The sequence below is a fragment of the Rhodococcus sp. ARC_M12 genome (assembly GCF_022810385.1).
GTDB classification, from domain to species: Bacteria; Actinomycetota; Actinomycetes; order Mycobacteriales; family Mycobacteriaceae; genus Rhodococcoides; species Rhodococcoides navarretei.
In genome coordinates this window covers 208,917-227,443 of sequence record NZ_JALGQI010000005.1, presented here as the reverse complement: position 1 = coordinate 227,443, position 18,527 = coordinate 208,917, and the positions used below count along the sequence as shown (strand labels likewise).

The following is an 18,527-nucleotide window of genomic DNA, read 5'->3' as shown; positions in this document are numbered from 1 at the left end:
CCTTGTACCGGTCAGACGTGTGCAGTGGTCCATTGACGCAGGACCCGAGGGACGAGGGCAACGGCGATGACGGCAAGTTCGGCCAGCAGGATCCAGAACAGCAGAGTCACATCGGGAGCCCAGCGGGCCAGGGTCGAGTTCGGTGCCCCGGTGAGCATCGGCATTCCGAAGTACAGCACTCCTCCGGCGATGGCTGCCATCAGGATGTGCACAGGTGTCCATCGGCTCGGGGGAGTCTTGATGCGAAACAGGATTCGGCCCGCGCAGATCGCCAGCAACACCGCGAGTGCAGTCGACGCGATCAAGGCTATCTCGTAGAGCCCGAAGCCGGTGGCACGAGGCTCGTCGATTCCGAGTCGGGTGAGAACGAGCGAGCGGGCTGCCGAGGCGAGCTTGTCGGCCTCGAGTTCTCCGTATCTGTTGGTCGCGAACACCACGGCCAGATGGCGCTCCGGGACGAGCGCGACGTGGGTGAAATAGCCCGGGACCGCGCCCGAATGCCATCGCATCTCGGTACCGTCGGACAGCGTTTCGACGTACCACCCGCGCCCGTACGCTGTGCCCGAGCCCGTGGGCACCGTCTCGGGACTGTTCGACGCCGGAGCAGTCAGTTGCCTGGATGCATAGCGTGAGAGTTCGTCGATGGAACCACTCAGATAGCCGTAACCCATTCCAGCGGAGTCGATTCCGGTATCGATACTGCGGGGGAAGGTGAAGAACGGTACGTGGCCGGGTGCGACCGCGCCGACGGTGTGCACTCCGGTTTCACGGGCCACGACGTCGGCGAATCGCTCTACGGTCACCTTCTCCACGATCGCTTGCAGCAGTAGATAATTCAGGCTCGAGTAGCGGAAGGTGCCGCGGTCGGCGGTGGTGACGTCCAAGGTGGGGACGACATCGAGCGCTCGCTCCGTACGCCCCCACACGTCCAGTTCGGTGACGTCGTGGGGGAGCCCGCTGGTGTGGTGGATCAGGTCGTCGATCGTGACGTCGCCCGAAAGGATCGAATCACTGTCCGGTAGAACGGTGTTCACAGTTGCTTCGATGTCCAGGACCTGACGTTCGGCGAGCGAGTACACCGTCGCCGCCGTCACCGACTTCGACACCGACCCCCACACGAACGGCGTCGCGTCGTCGATCGGTGCGCCGTCGCCGTCGACTCCGTAGTCGACGTTCTCGATGACCTCCCGTTCGGAGACGACCCGGAACGCCACCCCCGGTAGCCCCAGCTCGTCCGCCACCAACCCGATGTCCGACGCCGGGCCGGGGTCCGGCGGGATGGGGGAGCCTGCGGTCAGGACTGCCGCCACGATGAGGAGGGCGTGCACGATGCGCATGGATGCAGTGAACCAACCTCATCGAGGTCGACGCCTCGGTGAACACCCTGATTTCACGCCTGAGATCAGGGTGTGTGAATCAGCCCGGCGATCCAGGGCATGACATCGGAATACGCAGCCAGGGCTCCCGGGAGGTGGTTCGCGCCCTTGTAGGGGATGGCCGGGAACTCGTACTCGCGGTAGGTGACGTCGCCACCCAGGTCTTCCCAGCGCCGAAGCAGAGTTCGACTCTGCTCGATGGGTACGGTGTCGTCCTCGACTGCCTGCGACAGGTACACCGGCATGGCCGGGGCGACGCGGCCGACAGTGTTCGCTGCGGTCACCTCGGCGAAAGCCGGGCTGCTCAGCTGGTCGATGAGTGGCCGGCCGTCCTCGGTCAATTCGCTGGTGTGCACGATCTCGGTGGCCGCGGGGTCGGTGGTGCACCAGTTCTGCGCGGCATCGAGTGCGGCGTTGCCGTCGGCGTCGAAGAGGCTGCGGATGCTCTCCGCTCGTTCCGGGTAGGCGTTGATCATGCCGTCGACGGCAAAGAGCACGGCGCTGCCGAGAGTCGTGTTGTCCAGGGTGTCGATGTTGAGCGTCGGATCTGCCGGCGGTGCACCGACATACGCCCCGACGATATCGATGTCCGGCGCGTACGTGGCGGCCAACTCCGCAGCGGCTCCCGAGGCGAATCCGCCTTCGGAGTAGCCGAACAGCACCACCGGGGTGTCGGTGTCGGCGTGTGCCGCTCGGGCGGCGTCGAGCAGAGCGCGGCCCGAGGCGATGCGGTTCAGATACGTGTGTCCGCCGGGGGTGCCCAGCCCCTGGTAGTCCGTCGCGACGACGCGGTAGCCGGCCAACAGCAGCGGCAGGATGGCGGGGGACGACCCGACGGTGCCGAGAACTGCGGACCCGGCGCAGCGGTCGGCCATACCGGACGTGCCGGGTGCGTAGGCGATCACCGGTCGGGGGCCGGGTCCCGTCCATGGAGCGGTGGGGGTCATCGAGTAGCCGGAGACGACCATGGGGTCGTCGTGGGTATCGGTGGATCGATAGAGGATGCGTTCGATGTCGAAACCCAGTCCGAATCCTTTGGGCGAATTCATCGGCTTCGTCCTCACCACCTCGCCAGGAGCTGATGTGGCGATGGTCGGGACCGGTGCGTCGTAGAAGTCCCGCAGTGAATCGGCGGTCGCCACCGGCGTCGACACCGCCAGCATCACCGCCGTTGCGATCGCCACTGCCCCTACTGAGCCCTTCATCTGTCGCATCCTTCGTGTCGAGATTCCCGCACTCGATGGCCCGGCTGTGCCGCCGACGTTAGCCTGAGTATCGGTCCTGCACAGGGTCGACAACGAAAGGATTGACGTTCGATGCCAACTCGTACCTCACGCACAGCTTGGAACGGCACCCTCGAGCAGGGTTCCGGCCAGGTCGAGCTGTCCAGTTCCGGCGCAGCGACTTTCGACGTGTCGTTTCCCAAGCGCGCCGCCGAGAACGCCGACGGCACCACCAGCCCCGAGGAACTGATCGCAGCGGCTCACTCGAGCTGCTACGCGATGCAGCTGTCGGCCCTGATCGCCGAGGCGGGCGGCACCCCGCAGAGCCTGGAGGTCACGGCCGACGTTTCGCTCGGTCCCGACCAGCCGGGGTTCAAGCTGACGGGCATCAAGCTGACCGTTCGCGGCGAGGTCGACGGTCTCGACGCGGACGGATTCGCGAAGGCCGCTCAGGCGGCAAAAGAAACGTGCCCTGTCAGCAAGGCGTTGACCGGCGTCGACATCACCTTGGATGCGTCTTTGTAGGGCTGAACAGACGCGGGGCCCGATGTGAGACTGGCGAACAATCGTCAGGTTTGAAATAGTTCATCACTTGACCCATCTTCGGATGATTCGGTGACGAATTCAGGTCACACATCGGGTTTCGATTGGCTGTTGCGTACGTTCGGGGTACGCACCGACCGGCCTAGGAAGGAACGGTTCACCATGTTGTGGACGCGCTTCCTGGGCCTCGGTGCGATTGCAGTGGTGGCTTACTCGATCGCCCCGCGTGGACTACCCCAGAATGCGATCTATGCAATCGTGCTCTCGGCCACAGTGGCAGCGTTCGTGTATCGCTACGTCCGCGAACCTGGTGCGGACAAGCGGACGTGGAAGTACCTGGCCGTCGGCGTCGGCAGTTGGGGCGTCGGCGACGCGCTGATAGCCGTGACGAAAGTCGACGGTGCTCGTATGCCGACGTTGTCGGCCGCTGACGCGTTCTACTTGCTGGGCTACGCGATCATCGCAGTCGGGTTCGCCCGGGCCGCCGACGAGAACGGCCTGGTGTTCGGGCTGGAAGAGCTGTATGAATGCTTGATCGTCGCCGTCGGCTTCGGTCTCGTAACATGGGTGTTCGTCGTTTCCGACGGCTCGGCACGGTCGTTGTCCGAGGCCGCCTCCCTGTGGCCGGCAACGGCATACCTCACCGTCGACGCGTTCCTGTTGACCCTCGTCGTCAGTTTGTACCTCGTCACGCGGTCGGTCACCGTTCCCTTCCTGGCCGCAGCAGCGGGAGTTGTACTACTCGTTGCCGCCGACTGCGCGTCCTACGCCGCCGCGATCGATATCGAGATCTATCGATCGACGTTTCCGAACGCGATGTGGCTGGCCGCTTACGTCTGCTTCGGCGTCATCGCCCTGCACGACGAGCAGAAATCGGTCAGGCGGGCCGCCCGGCCCGGTCCGCTCAGGTTCGGCAAGGGGCGGTTTTCCACTCTCTCGGTTGCGGTAGCCGTTACACCGGTGGTGATGACCGTGCAGCTGGCTCGCGGCGTTCCGGTCGCGCAATGGGGTTGGGTCATCGTAGGGTCCTCGGCGCTGGTCATCGTGCTTGTCGGGTGCCGGATGGCGCGCTTCGTGCGGACTCTGCGGTTGCAGGCCGCGATCCTCGAGGACGTTGCACGGACCGATGCGGTGACCGGACTCGCCAGTCGGCGTCTACTTCGCGAGCGATTGGACTCGATGCTTGCCACTCGCGGTGATTCGGATGTATTCACGCTGGTGGTCGACATCGACCGCTTCGCACAGATCAACGAGACGTTCGGCTACAGCGTGGGCGACAGTGTGCTGCGTGAGATCGGCCATCGACTCGTCGCATCGGTTCGATCGGACGATCTGGTGGGACGCCTCGGCGGCGATCAGTTCGTGGTGGCGATGTGTCGTCGCCCAGGCCTCATCGACGCGAACGAGACCGCCGCACAGCTGCAGTTCGCCGTCAGTCGCAAGATGTTCGTCCACGACATCAATGTGGCCCTCGACGCGACGGTCGGAATTGCGGCCATCGACGAGTCGTCGGCACGTGCGCGCCGAGAGGTCTGCCCTTCGGCAATGCCGGTCGACGGTAACGCGATGATGCAGCAGGCTCATGTGGCGCTGACCGCGGCCAAGGCGGGGCAGACCCGAGTCGGTAGATACGAACCAGACATGGATCGTGACCGACACGATCAGATGCGGTTGCTGGGCGAGCTCGACACCGCGATTCGGGATCACCAGCTCCGGGTGTTCTTCCAGCCCTGCCTGGATCTCGAGTCGGGCAGCGTCGATCGCGTCGAAGCCCTACTTCGGTGGCTGCACCCGCGTGAGGGCTTGATCGGACCGTCGATGTTCCTGCCCGACGCCGAGCGCACCGGAATGTTGCCCGCCATCACTGCGCTCGTGCTCGACGAGGCGCTGGCGCAATGCAGCACGATGCGGCGCGACGGCATCGATCTGTCTGTCTCGGTGAATCTTTCGGTCCGAAATCTGCTCGACGATACGCTCACCGAACAGGTTTCCGCCGCGCTGGCGAAGTACGCGGTGCCTGCGCACGCCCTGGAGTTCGAGGTCACCGAGACCACCGCGATGACCGACCCGGTGCGCTCGGTGAATGCCTTGACTTCCCTGCGACGCCTGGGAGTCACCATCGCCATCGACGATTACGGAACCGGTTACAGCTCACTGGCGTATCTGCAGACTCTGCCGGTGCAGACGCTCAAGATCGACCGCTCGTTCGTGTCGAAGATGAACTCCGACGAGACCGACGCATCGATCGTGCGCTCGACCATCGACCTGGCTCGAAGCCTCGGGGTGCGGGTGATGGCCGAAGGGGTCGAGGACGCAGGCACGCTGGACGCACTCCGAGAGTTGGGCTGCGACGGTGTCCAGGGCTACTACCTCGGCAGACCGATGCCCGCAGAGTTCTTGGCCGAGGCCGTGGCGAAACTGGACTCGGAGATGCCGACGAGGTTCGAGTGGGAACTCGCCCGTCAACACATCTGAACCGACGCGTCCGCTCTCACGAAGCGGCGGGTACGTCCAACACGACCTCGAATTCGAGCAGCGATGCTCCCGACGACACCGGCTTGCTCTCCCCTGAACCAGCGTGTGCCTGGCGAGACGGCCCACCGGACCACGCCTGGAACGACTCCTCGTCCTCCCACTGGGTGACGACGAAGTAGCGGGATTCGCCCTTGACCGGCCGGAGCAGCTGGAATCCGAGGAAGCCCGGGGAGCCGTCGACCGAGCCGGCGCGCGCGGCGAAGCGCTTTTCGAGTTCGGGGCCTGCGCCCTCGGGTACGTCGATCGCGTTGATCTTCACAATGGCCATGCCCGCGAGATTACTCCGCCGTTATGCTCGGCGATGATGCTCTACGACGAGGGTGGATCCGGCCGTTCGATGCTGCTGCTGCACGGGCTGATGGGCAGTGCTGCCACCTGGCGCAGGCAGGTTCCGTGGCTCAGACAGTTCGGGCACGTTTACACCTACGATGCGCCGGGGCACCGTCGCCCCCCACCGGCCGAGCTCACCACCGAGTTCTTCGTGGCCGCTCTGCTCGAGCAGCTGGAGACACTGGGGCCCAGTGTGCTGATCGGCCATTCGATGGGAGCGTTGCACGGTTGGTGTGCCGCCGCGCAACGACCCGACCTGGTGACCGCGCTGGTGGTCGAGGACATCGCTCCTGACTTCAGGGGCCGCACCGCAGACGACTGGGCTGCGATGATCCGGGCGTGGCCGCAGCCCTTTCCTGACGCCGACGCGGTGCGTGAATTCTTCGGAGATATTGCGGGACAGTACTTTCTGGACTCCTTCGACCGAGACGACGACGGCTGGCGACTGCACGGCGAGGTCGACTTCTTCGAGTCGATTTCGCAGGAGTGGGGGACGCGGCACTTCTGGGACCAGTGGGATGCCGTCGATGCTCCGGTGTTGCTGATCGAGGGTGAACACACCATCACCCCGGCGGGTCAGATGACGCAAATGCACTCGCGCAAGCCCGGATCGGTGTACGTGCGGATCGAGAAGGCGGCGCATCTGATTCACGACGAGGCACCCGAGCGATATCGCACGGCGGTCGAGGAGTTCCTGCGCACACTAAGATGATCCGATGCCGCTCGCGAAGCTCAACGGAATCGACCTGAACTACGACGTCACCGGCGACGGACCACTGGTGGTGTTGGTGATGGGCACCGGTAGCCCTGGGCGAGTCTGGCGAACCCATCAGGTTCCGGTGCTGGTGAAGCAGGGATACCGGGTCGTCACTTTCGACAATCGCGGTATCGCACCGTCGTCCGAGTGCGCGAGCGGGATGACGCTGGACGACCTGGTCGCCGACACCGCTGCCCTCATCGAACACCTCGGCGGCGGTGCAGCACGCGTCGTCGGCACCTCGATGGGTGCCCGCGTCACTCAGGAATTGGCCTTGGCCAGGCCGGATCTGGTCTCGCATGCAGTGATGATGGCCACCTTCGGCAAGACCAGCACCTTTCGTGCGCAGATGTCGAAGGGCGAGAAGGATCTCCACGACGCCGGAATCGAACTTCCCGCGTCGTACCGCGCGGCAATGACTGCGATGCAGAACTTCTCGCCGAAGATGCTGGCCGACGACGGTGCGATCGGTGACTGGCTGGCGATCCTCGAATATTCGGGTGGTAAGAAGACTGCGGGCATGCGAGCGCAGATCGGACTCGAAATGCGCGCCGGGACAGACCGATTGGCGGCGTATCGGCGGATTGCAGCCAAGTCGCTCGTCATCGGATTCGCCGACGACCGAATGATCCCCGTGCAGCAGTGCCGCGACGTCGCCGACGCGATACCGGGTGCGCTCTACGTCGAGATCGCCGACACCGGCCACTTCGGTTACCTCGAACGCCCCGATGCCGTCAACGCGGCCCTGGTGGAGTTTCTGGCGTCCTAACCGTCCGAACCCTCGCCCGCGAGTGCGAACAATCCGGACTCGGTTTGTTCGATCAATCCGTCGGTGAGCAAGGAATCGAGAGCTCGGTCGCGTTGGGTCGTGTCGGTGGGCCAGACGATGTCGAGTTGGGCCCGCTCGACCGGGCCGGTGCTCTCCCGCAGGACCGACATGAGCTTGCCCCGCACCTGCCGATCCGTGCCGGCGAACTTCTGGACCTTCTTGGCGGGGCCGGTGTGCGCGGGCCTCCCGGCTTCGATCCAGGCGCACTCGGGAAGTGGGCACAGCAGACACGCCGGATTCTTGGCGGTGCAGATGAGCGCACCGAGCTCCATCAACGCCGCCGAATACCGGGCCGCGCGGGGTACGTTCTCCGGCAGCAATTGCTCCACGTCGGCCAAATCTCGTGTGGTCGAGGGATTTCCGGGCTCGGCGTTGCCGTGCAAAGCACGCGCGACGACGCGTCGAACATTGGTGTCCACCACTGGAACTCGCTGACCGTAGGCGAAAGTCGCCACCGCTCTTGCTGTGTAGGCACCGATGCCCGGCAGGCTCAACAGCGTCTCGACGTCGCGGGGCACCTCGTCGCCGTACTCCTCGGCGAGCACCCGAGAACACTCGTGCAATCGCAATGCCCGACGCGGATAGCCCAATTTGCCCCACGCACGAAGCACCTCGGCCTGCGAGGACGCGGCCATCGCCGAGGGCACCGGCCACCGCCGCACCCACTGCTCCCAGATGGGGGCGACCCGCACCACCGGAGTCTGCTGCAGCATGATCTCGCTCATCAGAATCTGCCAGGCGCTGACGCCCGGACGACGCCACGGCAGGTCACGTCCGTCGGTGTCGAACCACCCGAGCAGAGCCTCGGCATCGATCGGCAACTGTGCGCCCTTCTTCTCGTGTCTGTGATCGGTACCAACAGTAGTGAACTCAACTCGCCGTACGCCCGCTGCGCGTGCACAATGAAACCCATGCCTGCTTCGAATCCGATCGCTGCCTGGAAGTCACTCAAGGAAGGCAACCAACGGTTCGTCTCCGGAGAGGTCCTGCACCCGTCGCAGGGCATCGAGGATCGTGCTCGGCTCGAGAGTGCGCAGCATCCCGGTGCCATCCTCTTCGGCTGCGCCGACTCGCGTGTTGCCGCAGAAATCATCTTCGATCAGGGCCTCGGCGACATGTTCGTCGTTCGCACCGCCGGTCATGTCGTGGACTCCGCAGTCCTGGGTTCCATCGAGTACGGCGTCGCGGTTCTGAAGGCGCCGCTGATCGTGGTGCTCGGCCACGACCACTGCGGCGCAGTCCAGGCGACCGTCGACGCCCTCGAAAGTGGAGACGTCCCCGGTGGCTACATCCGCGACGTCGTCGAGCGCGTCACGCCGTCGGTGCTCTCGGCCCGACGTGACGGTCACGAGGCCGTCGACGAGTTCGAGGCACGGCACGTCCAAGAGACCGGCAATCTGCTGATGCAGCGCTCCCGCATCGTCGCCGAGAAGGTCGAGGCCGGGGAACTCGCGATCGTCGGCCTCACCTACCAGCTCTCGAAGGGGCACGCGCAGTTGCGTGAGGTCATCGGCGACATCGGCGAACAGCCCGCCTGACTCGTTCCCGAGCCCGCGCGAGCCAGGCGTTCGCGCGACACGCCGCGTGCGCTCAGGGATAGGTTGCCTCGGGCCGCATACGGTTGATTCGTGTTGGAACCGACCGGGCCTTTGCCTCCCGAAATCTACTGGCGACGCCGCGCGCTCGCCATCGGTGCGGCCGTTGTCGTCCTCGGATTGATCGTATGGTTCATCGCCTCGCTCAGCGGCGGTTCCGACGACACCGAGGCCGCTCCCGCCGGGGTCGTGGCGGCTCCGGCTACAACCTCGGCTCTGCCGTCGCCGAGCTCGTCCGCCACCGAAGGTGGTTCGGGCGGTGGCTCGGGTGGTTCCGGTGGCTCAGGTGGTTCCGGCGGCTCGGGTGGCGGAACGGACTCCGCTGCCGGTGGTGGCGCAGCTGCGACCACCAGCGGTGCCCCGGCCCCCGTCATTGCCAATCAGTGCCCGGACCAGTCACTCGCGATCAAGGTGACGCCGGAGCAAGCCACCTACCGTCTGGGCGAAGAGCCCGTGTTCACCGTGGTCATCACCAACATCGGCTCCACCGAATGCCAGCGTGACGTCGGTGCCGGGTTGCAGCAGGCACTCGTCTACACCCTCGACAATCAGCGCATCTGGTCCAACATCGACTGCTTCCCCAACGCCGCATCGGACCTGCGCACCTTCAAGCCCGGCGAACAGGCCGGCTTCACCGTCAAGTGGTCCGGCACCAATTCGGTTCCCGGATGCGGCGAAGAGCGCATCCCGGTCGGTGTCGGTGCTTACCAGGCGATCGCCCAGCTCGGTGAACTCAAGAGCGCGCCGGAGCCGTTCAACATCACCGGCTGAGTACGGTCGAATGTCATGACCACTTCGACAGCTCTCGCCCGCTCCGCCTACAAGACGCTCGAACCCTTTCACGTCACCGCGTACTTCAACCCCGAACTGGGTGCGGCATACGAGGACACCGGCCTCGACGGTCACGCCTGGTACGTCGGGGCTCGGGCGGCCCCGATGGGACCGTGCGCGCCGAGTGTCGTCGCTGCTGCGTTCTACAACTTCAATCCGGTACTGATCGAGCGTGCGTGGCCTGCCGCGGTTGCTGTCGGCCTGGAGACGGTGTCCGATCGCCGATGGACCTTGCTCGACTCCGTTCTCGGAACGGCTCTCGGCTCCTTGGCGGCCGACCCTGCTCTGGCCACGTTGGCGGGCCGTCTGGGCGACATCGGCGACACCGCCTCGTTCGCGGGCCGACCGCTCGCGGCCGCATGGCACTCCGCCGCTCGACCCGAGACGCCGCATCTCGCCCTGTGGCACTCGATCACCGTCCTTCGCGAATGGCGCGGCGACGGACACCTCGCCGCTTTGATCGACGCAGAACTCGACCCGACGGAAGCCGCCGTCTTCCACGAGGCCGACCGCACGACCCCGCAGCACGGCCGTCGGGCGCTCGGCAAGCGCATCACGCAGCTGACCAGGCAGTGGTCCGAGAGCGAATGGGGTTCTGCTGCAGAACGACTCGCAACGCGCGGACTGCTCACCATGTCGGCCGAGGGCGAGACGTTGACCGACAGCGGCGTCGAGCTCGATCAGCACATCGAGGATCGCACCGACATCATGGCGTCGGCCGTGTGGAAGAACGTTCCGGACGCCGAGCAGTTGATCACCAGTGCCCGGCCGTACGTGAAGGCCGTCATCGACGCCGGCTTCCTGCCGGGGACGAAGAAGAAGGCGTCCTAGTCGTACGGCCCCGAGATCGAGGCCTCGGCCAGTCTGGACAGGCCTTCGCGGATGTGGCGGGCCCACAGGCCACCGATGCCGTCGACCGACTGCAGGTCGGCGGCGGTGGCCGCGAGCAGACCCTGCAGTGTGCCGAATGCGCCGACGAGTCGATGAATCTGGCTGAACTGCAACCTCGGGACTCGGGTGAGTACCCGATACCCGCGGGGGCTCATCGGGGTGTCGAGGGCTTCGATGGTCGCGGGATAGCCGAAGGCTCGGGCCAGCGTCGTCAGATCCAGCAGATCGACGTCGGTCAGTTTGTCGAGCGCTGCGAGTGCCTTCTCGACCCCGGTGGTGCTCGACGGTTCGTTGCCGGCGAGGTAGTCACGGACGATCAGTTGGCGATCGACGTCGTTGTCGCCCAACAGCTCCTCGAGTTGAAGTGCGAGCTGACGGCCGTCGGTACCGAGTTCGAGGACGTTCTGTTCGATTTCCACCGACACTCGGCGCACCATCTCGAGCCGCTGCGCGACGGTCAGGGCGTCACGCAGGGTCACGAAGTCCTCGATCTCGACCACCGAGAGTTGGCGCGTGTTGTCGTCGAGCCGGGCCTTGTAGCGTTCGAGCGTGGCGACGGCCTGATTGGCGCGCGAGAGGATGGTGGCCGAGCCTTCGACGACGTGCCTGATCCCGCCGATGTAGACGCTGACGATGCTCATCGACTGGCTCACCGAGACGACGGGATAGCCGGTCTGCATGGCGGTTCGCTCGGCGGCGCGGTGCCGGGTGCCGGATTCGACGGTGGGAATCTCGTGGTCGGGCACGAGCTGTACATTGGCGCGAACGATGCGCATGCCGTCGGTCGAAAGCACCACTGCGCCATCCATTTTCGACAACTCGCGCAGCCTGGTCGGGGCGAATTCCACGTCGAGCTCGAAGCCGCCGTCGCAGATCGCCTCGACCTCCGCGTCGTAGCCGAGGACGATCAGACCGCCGGTTCGGCCGCGGAGAATGCGCTCCAGACCGTCGCGCAGAGCGGTTCCCGGTGCGAGCCGAGCGATGGTCTCGCGCAACGCCGGGGACGGCGTGGTGCCCTCCATGGCCAACCCCCTCGTGTCATGGCAGCGGCATGGGCTCGTGCTGCGAATACTTCCGGTGCGAACAAAGAGTACTGCGCTGCTGTGTGCGCGCAGTCAGACGAAGAATACTGCCCGGTGTCATACGGGCCGCATACGCGTGTAGGTCAACGCTTCCCCGACGTTGGTGACGGTCTTGACCTTGATCCCGTCCGGTAGGGGGCCGGCGTCCTCGGGGACGATGGCGTAGTTGAAGCCCAACCGCGCGGCCTCGGCGAGACGGCGACCGAGCCCGCCCACGCGGCGCACCTCGCCGGCCAGACCCACTTCGCCCAGAATCACCATGCCTGCGGGCAGCGGTTGATCCCGGACCGCCGATGCGACCGCCGCAGCAAGAGCGAGGTCGGCGGACGGTTCGCTGGTGCGCATCCCACCGACCGTCGCCGCGTAGACCTCCGCCTTGGACACCTTCACCCCGCATCGTCGTTCGAGGACGGCCAAGATCATCGCTACACGGGCGTGATCGAGCCCGCTGACCGCGCGCCGGGGTGACGGCATCGCGGTGTCGACGATCAGTGCCTGCAACTCGGCCAGCAGCGGCCGCTTGCCGTCCATGGTGACGGTGACCGCCGTCCCGGGGACGGCATCGTTTCGGTGGTGCAGAAACAATCCGGATGGATCGCTGATACCGACGATCCCGGTCTCCCGCAATTCGAAACAGCCGACCTCGTCGGATGCACCGAACCGATTCTTGACGCCTCGGATCATCCGCAGGGTGGAGTGCTTGTCACCTTCGAAGTTGAGCACCACGTCGACGAGATGCTCCAGCGACCGTGGACCTGCCACTGCACCGTCCTTGGTGACGTGCCCGACCAGCAGTACTGCCACCCCGGTGGTCTTGGCCAGTGTGGTCAGCGCGCTCGTGATCGCGCGAACCTGGGTGACCCCGCCGATGACGCCGTCGACGTCCGCGGCGAGCATGGTCTGCACCGAATCGACGATCAGCAGGCTCGGCTTGACCTGTTCCACATGGCCGAACACCGTGGCGAGGTCGGACTCGGCGGCGAGAAAGACGCGCTCGTGCACCGCGCCGGTGCGGTCGGCACGCAACCGCACCTGCCCCGCCGACTCCTCGCCCGTGACGTAGAGCGCGCGACGATCCGGTGCCGAGCGGGCCCACCGATGCACCACCTCGAGCAGCAGCGTCGACTTGCCGACGCCGGGTTCGCCGGCGAGCAGGACGACCGAGCCGGGGACGAGACCGCCACCGAGAACACGATCGAACTCGTCGATGCCGGTGGTGTTGGCCTGCGAGGTGGCGCTGCTGATGGTCGTGAGAGCCGCGGCGGGCGTCGTGGGAATCATGGCCCCGCCGCCCGAACGCAGTGCCGATGCGCCTGCGCGAGTGGTAAGGGGTGCTGCGGTGGCCTGAACCTCGTCCATCGAGCCCCAGTTGCCGCATTCGGGACAGCGGCCCACCCATTTGGAGACGGAATGATGACACGCTGAGCAGCGATAGCTCGACTTCAGTTTGACCACTATCGGAGCCTAACGATCGGCACCGACAGGGTGGGGCCGGCGGCTACTCGCCTTCGCTGTGCTCGGATACTGCGTCTTCGGAGCGCTCGAGCTCGTAACCGGCATCGACCGGAACGTTCACGACGACCTCACCCGCGTTGGCGAACTCGAACGTGACCGGCAGGGTGAGGCCGGGGCGGACGTTCTCGGAGATGTCGGCCATCTCGACCTTGATCAGCTGGATCGGCAGCAGCGGATCGTCGAGCTGAACGTCGGCGGGCGATCCTGCGCCGAGCGCGGTGAGCGGAGCAATCTCGGTGCTGCCTGCTTCGGCCTCCTCCACGATGGTGACCTGGGCCTCCGGGGAGGAGATGCCGGTCAGCTCGTCGGCGACGGCCGGGCTGGAATTGATGGCGGTGAAGCCCAGCTCGACGGTGCCGCCGGGTTCGATGCTGTATTCCTCGGAGGTGGGATACACCACGTGCACGTTGCGAAGCTGGATGTCTCCGACGTCGACGGAGTTGCCGTTGACCGCGGCGACCTGAGTGGCCGTCTGGGAGATCTGACCTGCGCCGCACGCGGTGAGGGCGAATGCGCCACCGGCGAGAAGAGCGAGGGCGGCGGCCGTCCTGCGATGGCGGCCAAGCGGTGTCGCAGCGTCGATTGCAGTCACTTCGGTCGTCCTCCATGTGGTGCCGGGCCGGCTCGGTCCATCTCGTCCACTAGGCAGAGTAGTAGTTCTCGTCCATCGACCGCTCGTGGGGTCCGCCGGCGGCCCGATGACGCCAGGTGAGGGTGCCTGTCAGGACGTAAGCATGAGGAACGACCCGGGTGAAAATGTGGTCCCGGATACACGCCGATCCGTCTGTGTCAACCCCTGATTCGGCGCCGCTATGCCCCTGACCTGCACCGTTGATATGAGCCGTGGTATTCTTGATAAATCGAAAGGGGCACTTGTCACATGATTTTCAAGGTCGGAGACACCGTCGTTTACCCCCATCACGGAGCGGCGCTGATCGAAGCGATAGAGACACGCACCATCAAGGGTGAACCGAGAGAGTATCTGGTTCTCAAGGTCGCGCAAGGCGACCTCACCGTTCGAGTTCCCGCGGACAACGCAGAGTACGTAGGCGTTCGCGACGTCGTCGGGCAAGAAGGCCTCGACAAAGTCTTTCAGGTGCTTCGTGCGCCGCACACCGAAGAGCCCACCAACTGGTCGCGCCGCTACAAGGCCAACCTGGAGAAGCTCGCGTCCGGTGATGTGAACAAGGTTGCCGAGGTCGTCCGCGATCTCTGGCGACGTGAGCAGGACCGTGGACTGTCGGCAGGCGAGAAGCGCATGCTCGCCAAGGCGCGGCAGATTCTGGTGGGCGAGCTCGCACTCGCCGAAGGAACCGATCAGGCCAAGGCAGACACCATGCTCGACGAAGTTCTCGCAACAGCTTCCTAAAGTGAACGGTACTGCCGGCGACGTGGTCGCCCTGGTACCCGCTGCAGGCAAAGGCCTTCGGCTCGGATACGACGAGCCGAAGGCATTCGTCTGTCTGGGTACGGACTCTCTCCTGACGCGGTCCGTCGACGGTCTCCGGGCCTCGGGTGCCGTCGATCGCATCGTCGTCATCGTGCCCGCCGAGCTGCTCGACGCGGCCCGTGGTCATGTGAGCGACGACGTCACCGTGGTGGCCGGTGGGCTCGAGCGCACCGATTCGGTGCGCGCCGGTCTCGCCGCCGTCGGTGACGCCGCCGTCGTGCTCGTCCACGACGCCGCCCGCGCCCTCACCCCGCCGACGCTGATCGCCCGCGTCGTCGCCGAAGTGCGTGCCGGACGCTCCGCCGTCATCCCGGTGCTCCCGGTCGTCGACACCATCAAGGAAGTCGACATCATGGGCGCAGTGGTCGGTACCCCGGACCGTGCGAGTCTGCGCTCGGTGCAGACCCCGCAGGGCTTCGACGCCCACGTGCTGCGCCGTGCATACGATGCGGCCACGGACAGCTCGACCGACGACGCGGGTCTGGTCGAGCGCATCGGCGAGACGGTGCACACCATCGTCGGCGACGCCCTCGCATTCAAGATCACCACGCCACACGATCTACTACTGGCACAGGCCCTGCTGTGAGAGGCGCGCTATGAGAGTCGGCATCGGCACCGACGTCCATCCCATCGCCCCTGGTCGGCCTTGTTGGCTGGCCGGTCTGCTGTTTGCGGACGCGGACGGACTCGACGGGCATTCCGACGGCGACGTCGCCTCGCACGCCCTGTGCGACGCGCTGCTGTCCGCGGCCGGACTGGGCGATCTCGGATCGGTGTTCGGGACCGGTCGTCCGGAATGGGACGGGGTCAGCGGAGCTGCCATGTTGACCGAGGTCAAGCGTCTGCTCGACGCGGACGGTTTCGCGATCGGGAACGCCGCGGTGCAGATCATCGGCAACAGGCCCAAGATCGGTCCACGCCGCGTCGAGGCCCAGGAAGTTCTGTCGCGGGTGCTCGGCGCGCCGGTATCAGTGTCTGCGACCACCACCGACGGGCTCGGGCTGACCGGTCGGGGTGAAGGAATCGCGGCCATCGCGACCGCACTTGTCATGACGAGGTAAAACCACCGGTAGCATTGCTGGTCGTGACCCTTCACCTACACGACACCGAGACGAGGGCCCTGCGGGAATTCACCCCCTTGGTCCCTGGCCATGCATCGGTGTACCTGTGTGGGGCGACGGTGCAGGGCGAACCTCATATCGGCCACGTGCGCAGCGGCGTCGCCTTCGACGTACTGCGCCGCTGGTTGCTGGCGCACGATTACGACGTCGCCTTCGTTCGCAACGTCACGGACATCGACGACAAGATCCTCAACAAGGCGCGTGACGCCGGCCGTCCGTGGTGGGAGTGGGCTGCGACCTACGAGCGCTCCTTCACCTGGGCGTACGACCGCCTCGGGGTGCTCCCGCCGTCCGCGGAGCCGCGGGCGACAGGGCACATCACCCAGATGGTCCAGATGATCGAGCGTCTGATCGAACGAGGCCACGCTTACGCCGATGCGGGCGGGGACGTCTACTTCGACGTGCAGAGCTTCCCGAGTTACGGCGCACTGTCCGGGCACAAGCTCGACGACGTGCACCAGGGCGAGAGTGTCGCCGAGGGCAAGCGTGACCCGCGCGACTTCACACTGTGGAAGGGCGCGAAGCCCGACGAGCCGTCGTGGCCGACGCCGTGGGGCCCCGGCCGTCCGGGTTGGCACCTCGAGTGCTCGGCGATGGCGGAGAACTACCTCGGTTCGGATTTCGACATCCATTGCGGCGGTCTCGATCTGGTGTTCCCGCATCACGAGAACGAGCGCGCGCAGTCCATGGCGGCCGGAGACGGCTTCTCGCGGTACTGGCTGCACAACGGGTGGGTGACGATGGGCGGCGAGAAGATGTCGAAGTCTCTCGGCAATGTCCTGTCGGTACCCAATGTGCTCAAAAAGGTTCGGCCGCAGGAACTTCGGTTCTATCTCGGTGGCGCGCACTATCGGTCGATGCTCGAATACTCCGATACTGCGCTCGAAACCGCGGCCGTGACGTATCGGGGAATCGAAGGATTCGTGCGCCGGGCCGTCGAACGCGCCGGTGACGTACCGATCGGCAAGTGGACCGCCGGATTCGCCGAGGCTCTCGACGATGACCTCGGAGTTCCCAAAGCGCTGGCCGAGATCCACGCCACCGTCACCCTCGGCAACACCGCCCTCGAGTCCGGTGACCTACCGGCAGCGGTGGAGCATGCGGGCAGTGTGCGGGCGATGCTCGACATCCTCGGTGTCGACCCCCTCGATCCGCACTGGTCGAGCGACAGTGGTTCGGACGCAGCAGCTCTCGGTGCCCTCGGCGTTCTGGTCGGGGCCGAGTTGGAGCGTCGAGCAACGGCAAAGGCGACCAAGGACTGGGCCGCCGCAGACGAGATACGGACGAGACTGGCCGAGGCCGGAGTCGACGTGACAGATACACCCAACGGGCCCGAATGGTCGCTGGGTACGAGTAAGACCGACGAAGCAGGTTTGTGATGGCAGGGAATTCGAGTAGGCGCGGCGCGATCCGCAAGGACGGCACCAAGAAGGGGCAGGTCGCCGGATCCGGTGGCAAGCGTCGGAAGGGCCTCGAGGGCCGTGGCGCGACGCCTCCCGCCTCCGAGCGCACCAAGCATCCCGCCGCGCGTCGGGCCAAGCTCGCCGAGAAGTCCGCACAGAATCGCGGCGGCCCCACCGGTGGCCGCGCGGGTGGACGACCGGCCGGGCGCAAGGCCGAAGACGGTCCCGAGGTGGTGCTCGGTCGCAACCCGGTCGTCGAGTGCCTGCGTGCAGGCGTTCCGGCCACCGCGCTGTGGGTCGCGGTCGGTACCGACAGCGACGATCGACTCAAGGAAGCCGTGCAGCGTGCAGGCGATGCGCGGATCTCCATCCTCGAAGTGCCGCGCTCGGATCTGGACAAGCTCAGCGCCAACGGACTGCACCAGGGCCTTGCCCTGCAGGTGCCGCCGTACCGTTACGCGCATCCCGACGATCTGATCTCGAACGCGCGCACGCATCAGGAGCCGGCTCTGCTCGTGGCGCTCGACAACATCACCGACCCACGCAACCTCGGTGCCGTCGTACGTTCGGTGGCTGCCTTCGGTGGCCATGGCGTCGTGATCCCGCAGCGTCGTAGTGCGAGTGTGTCCGCGGTGGCATGGCGCACCAGTGCCGGTGCTGCCGCTCGCCTGCCCATCGCGCGCGCAGTGAATCTGACTCGCACACTGAAGGATTGGCAGTCCAAGGGTGTCACGGTGGTCGGCCTCGACGCGGGCGGCGACACCGATCTCGACACCTTCGACGGTCAGGGTCCGGTCGTGATCGTGGTCGGCTCCGAGGGCAAGGGGCTGTCGCGTCTGGTCAGCGAGACGTGCGATCACATCCTGTCGATCCCGATGGCCGGGCCGGTGGAATCCCTCAACGCCTCCGTCGCGGCAGGCGTTGTGCTGGCCGACATCGCGCGGCAGCGCCGAGGCTGAAGCTCACACCCTTTCTAGGAACCTCACAGCCCTGCTACGGCTTGAATGGGTGGGCGAGGTCGAGAAAAAGGGTGTGAGGTTGTGTGG

General features: G+C 65.9%; 19 protein-coding genes. 12 read left to right on the top strand and 7 right to left on the bottom strand.

What is annotated here, in order from left to right; all coding sequences use genetic code 11:
* Window positions 1–11: 11 nt before the first annotated feature.
* Complete coding sequence (locus MTX35_RS09100) at window positions 12–1,337, bottom strand: serine hydrolase (RefSeq protein WP_243594657.1); 1,326 nt, start codon at window positions 1,335–1,337, stop codon at window positions 12–14.
* 65 nt (window positions 1,338–1,402) lie between these two features.
* On the bottom strand, window positions 1,403–2,581 hold the full coding sequence (locus tag MTX35_RS09095) for a lipase family protein (protein WP_243594656.1): 1,179 nt from the start codon (window positions 2,579–2,581) through the stop codon (window positions 1,403–1,405).
* 111 nt (window positions 2,582–2,692) lie between these two features.
* On the opposite strand from MTX35_RS09095, the gene MTX35_RS09090 reads away from it, so the two are divergent.
* A complete protein-coding gene (locus MTX35_RS09090) occupies window positions 2,693–3,124 on the top strand; it encodes an OsmC family protein (protein WP_243594655.1) in 432 nt (143 codons plus the stop codon).
* A 180-nt stretch (window positions 3,125–3,304) separates the two neighbouring features.
* The gene (locus MTX35_RS09085; RefSeq protein ID WP_243594654.1) at window positions 3,305–5,617 is read left to right on the top strand and encodes a bifunctional diguanylate cyclase/phosphodiesterase; all 2,313 of its coding nucleotides are present in this window, start codon (window positions 3,305–3,307) and stop codon (window positions 5,615–5,617) included.
* 16 nt (window positions 5,618–5,633) lie between these two features.
* Here MTX35_RS09085 and MTX35_RS09080 read toward each other — a convergent pair whose 3' ends face one another.
* Window positions 5,634–5,945, bottom strand: coding sequence for an antibiotic biosynthesis monooxygenase (locus MTX35_RS09080; RefSeq protein ID WP_243594653.1), 312 nt, complete (start codon window positions 5,943–5,945; stop codon window positions 5,634–5,636).
* Between the two features lie 36 nt (window positions 5,946–5,981).
* Between MTX35_RS09080 and MTX35_RS09075 the strand changes: the two genes are divergently transcribed.
* A complete protein-coding gene (locus MTX35_RS09075) occupies window positions 5,982–6,719 on the top strand; it encodes an alpha/beta fold hydrolase (protein ID WP_243594703.1) in 738 nt (245 codons plus the stop codon).
* Between the two features lie 4 nt (window positions 6,720–6,723).
* Window positions 6,724–7,533 carry an alpha/beta fold hydrolase gene (locus MTX35_RS09070; RefSeq protein WP_243594652.1) on the top strand — a complete coding sequence of 270 codons (810 nt, stop codon included), beginning with the start codon at window positions 6,724–6,726 and terminating at the stop codon, window positions 7,531–7,533.
* Here MTX35_RS09070 and MTX35_RS09065 read toward each other — a convergent pair.
* Window positions 7,530–8,414 (bottom strand): A/G-specific adenine glycosylase, encoded by an 885-nt coding sequence (locus tag MTX35_RS09065; protein WP_243594651.1) that lies wholly within the window; start codon window positions 8,412–8,414, stop codon window positions 7,530–7,532. The two genes, MTX35_RS09070 and MTX35_RS09065, sit on opposite strands and share 4 nt — an antisense overlap.
* 90 nt (window positions 8,415–8,504) lie before the next feature.
* On the opposite strand from MTX35_RS09065, the gene MTX35_RS09060 reads away from it, so the two are divergent.
* From MTX35_RS09060 to MTX35_RS09050, 3 genes are all read left to right on the top strand, one after another.
* Window positions 8,505–9,131, top strand: coding sequence for a carbonic anhydrase (locus MTX35_RS09060; protein ID WP_243594650.1), 627 nt, complete (start codon window positions 8,505–8,507; stop codon window positions 9,129–9,131).
* A gap of 90 nt (window positions 9,132–9,221) precedes the next feature.
* Window positions 9,222–9,959, top strand: a complete 738-nt coding sequence (locus MTX35_RS09055; protein ID WP_243594649.1) for a hypothetical protein — start codon at window positions 9,222–9,224, stop codon at window positions 9,957–9,959.
* A gap of 15 nt (window positions 9,960–9,974) precedes the next feature.
* Entirely contained in the window at window positions 9,975–10,850 is an 876-nt protein-coding gene (locus tag MTX35_RS09050; protein ID WP_243594648.1) for a hypothetical protein, read from the top strand.
* Here MTX35_RS09050 and disA read toward each other — a convergent pair.
* From disA to MTX35_RS09035, 3 genes are all read right to left on the bottom strand, one after another.
* On the bottom strand, window positions 10,847–11,932 hold the full coding sequence (gene disA / locus MTX35_RS09045) for a DNA integrity scanning diadenylate cyclase DisA (protein ID WP_243594647.1): 1,086 nt from the start codon (window positions 11,930–11,932) through the stop codon (window positions 10,847–10,849). The two genes, MTX35_RS09050 and disA, sit on opposite strands and share 4 nt — an antisense overlap.
* 117 nt (window positions 11,933–12,049) lie before the next feature.
* Window positions 12,050–13,447 (bottom strand): DNA repair protein RadA, encoded by a 1,398-nt coding sequence (radA, locus tag MTX35_RS09040; protein WP_243594646.1) that lies wholly within the window; start codon window positions 13,445–13,447, stop codon window positions 12,050–12,052.
* Between the two features lie 43 nt (window positions 13,448–13,490).
* A complete protein-coding gene (locus MTX35_RS09035; protein WP_243594645.1) occupies window positions 13,491–14,099 on the bottom strand; it encodes a hypothetical protein in 609 nt (202 codons plus the stop codon).
* Window positions 14,100–14,387: 288 nt separating this feature from the next.
* Between MTX35_RS09035 and MTX35_RS09030 the strand changes: the two genes are divergently transcribed.
* From MTX35_RS09030 to rlmB, 5 genes are read left to right on the top strand one after another with little or no spacing between them, the layout of a single operon-like run.
* Window positions 14,388–14,876, top strand: coding sequence for a CarD family transcriptional regulator (locus MTX35_RS09030; protein ID WP_027494344.1), 489 nt, complete (start codon window positions 14,388–14,390; stop codon window positions 14,874–14,876).
* A gap of 1 nt (window position 14,877) precedes the next feature.
* Window positions 14,878–15,543 (top strand): 2-C-methyl-D-erythritol 4-phosphate cytidylyltransferase, encoded by a 666-nt coding sequence (ispD, locus tag MTX35_RS09025; protein WP_243594644.1) that lies wholly within the window; start codon window positions 14,878–14,880, stop codon window positions 15,541–15,543.
* A gap of 10 nt (window positions 15,544–15,553) precedes the next feature.
* A complete protein-coding gene (gene ispF, locus MTX35_RS09020; RefSeq protein WP_243594643.1) occupies window positions 15,554–16,018 on the top strand; it encodes a 2-C-methyl-D-erythritol 2,4-cyclodiphosphate synthase in 465 nt (154 codons plus the stop codon).
* A gap of 23 nt (window positions 16,019–16,041) precedes the next feature.
* Window positions 16,042–17,457 (top strand): cysteine--tRNA ligase, encoded by a 1,416-nt coding sequence (gene cysS / locus MTX35_RS09015; RefSeq protein WP_243594642.1) that lies wholly within the window; start codon window positions 16,042–16,044, stop codon window positions 17,455–17,457.
* On the top strand, window positions 17,457–18,440 hold the full coding sequence (gene rlmB / locus MTX35_RS09010; protein ID WP_243594641.1) for a 23S rRNA (guanosine(2251)-2'-O)-methyltransferase RlmB: 984 nt from the start codon (window positions 17,457–17,459) through the stop codon (window positions 18,438–18,440). Before cysS ends, rlmB begins: the two co-directional genes overlap by 1 nt.
* Window positions 18,441–18,527: the final 87 nt, after the last annotated feature.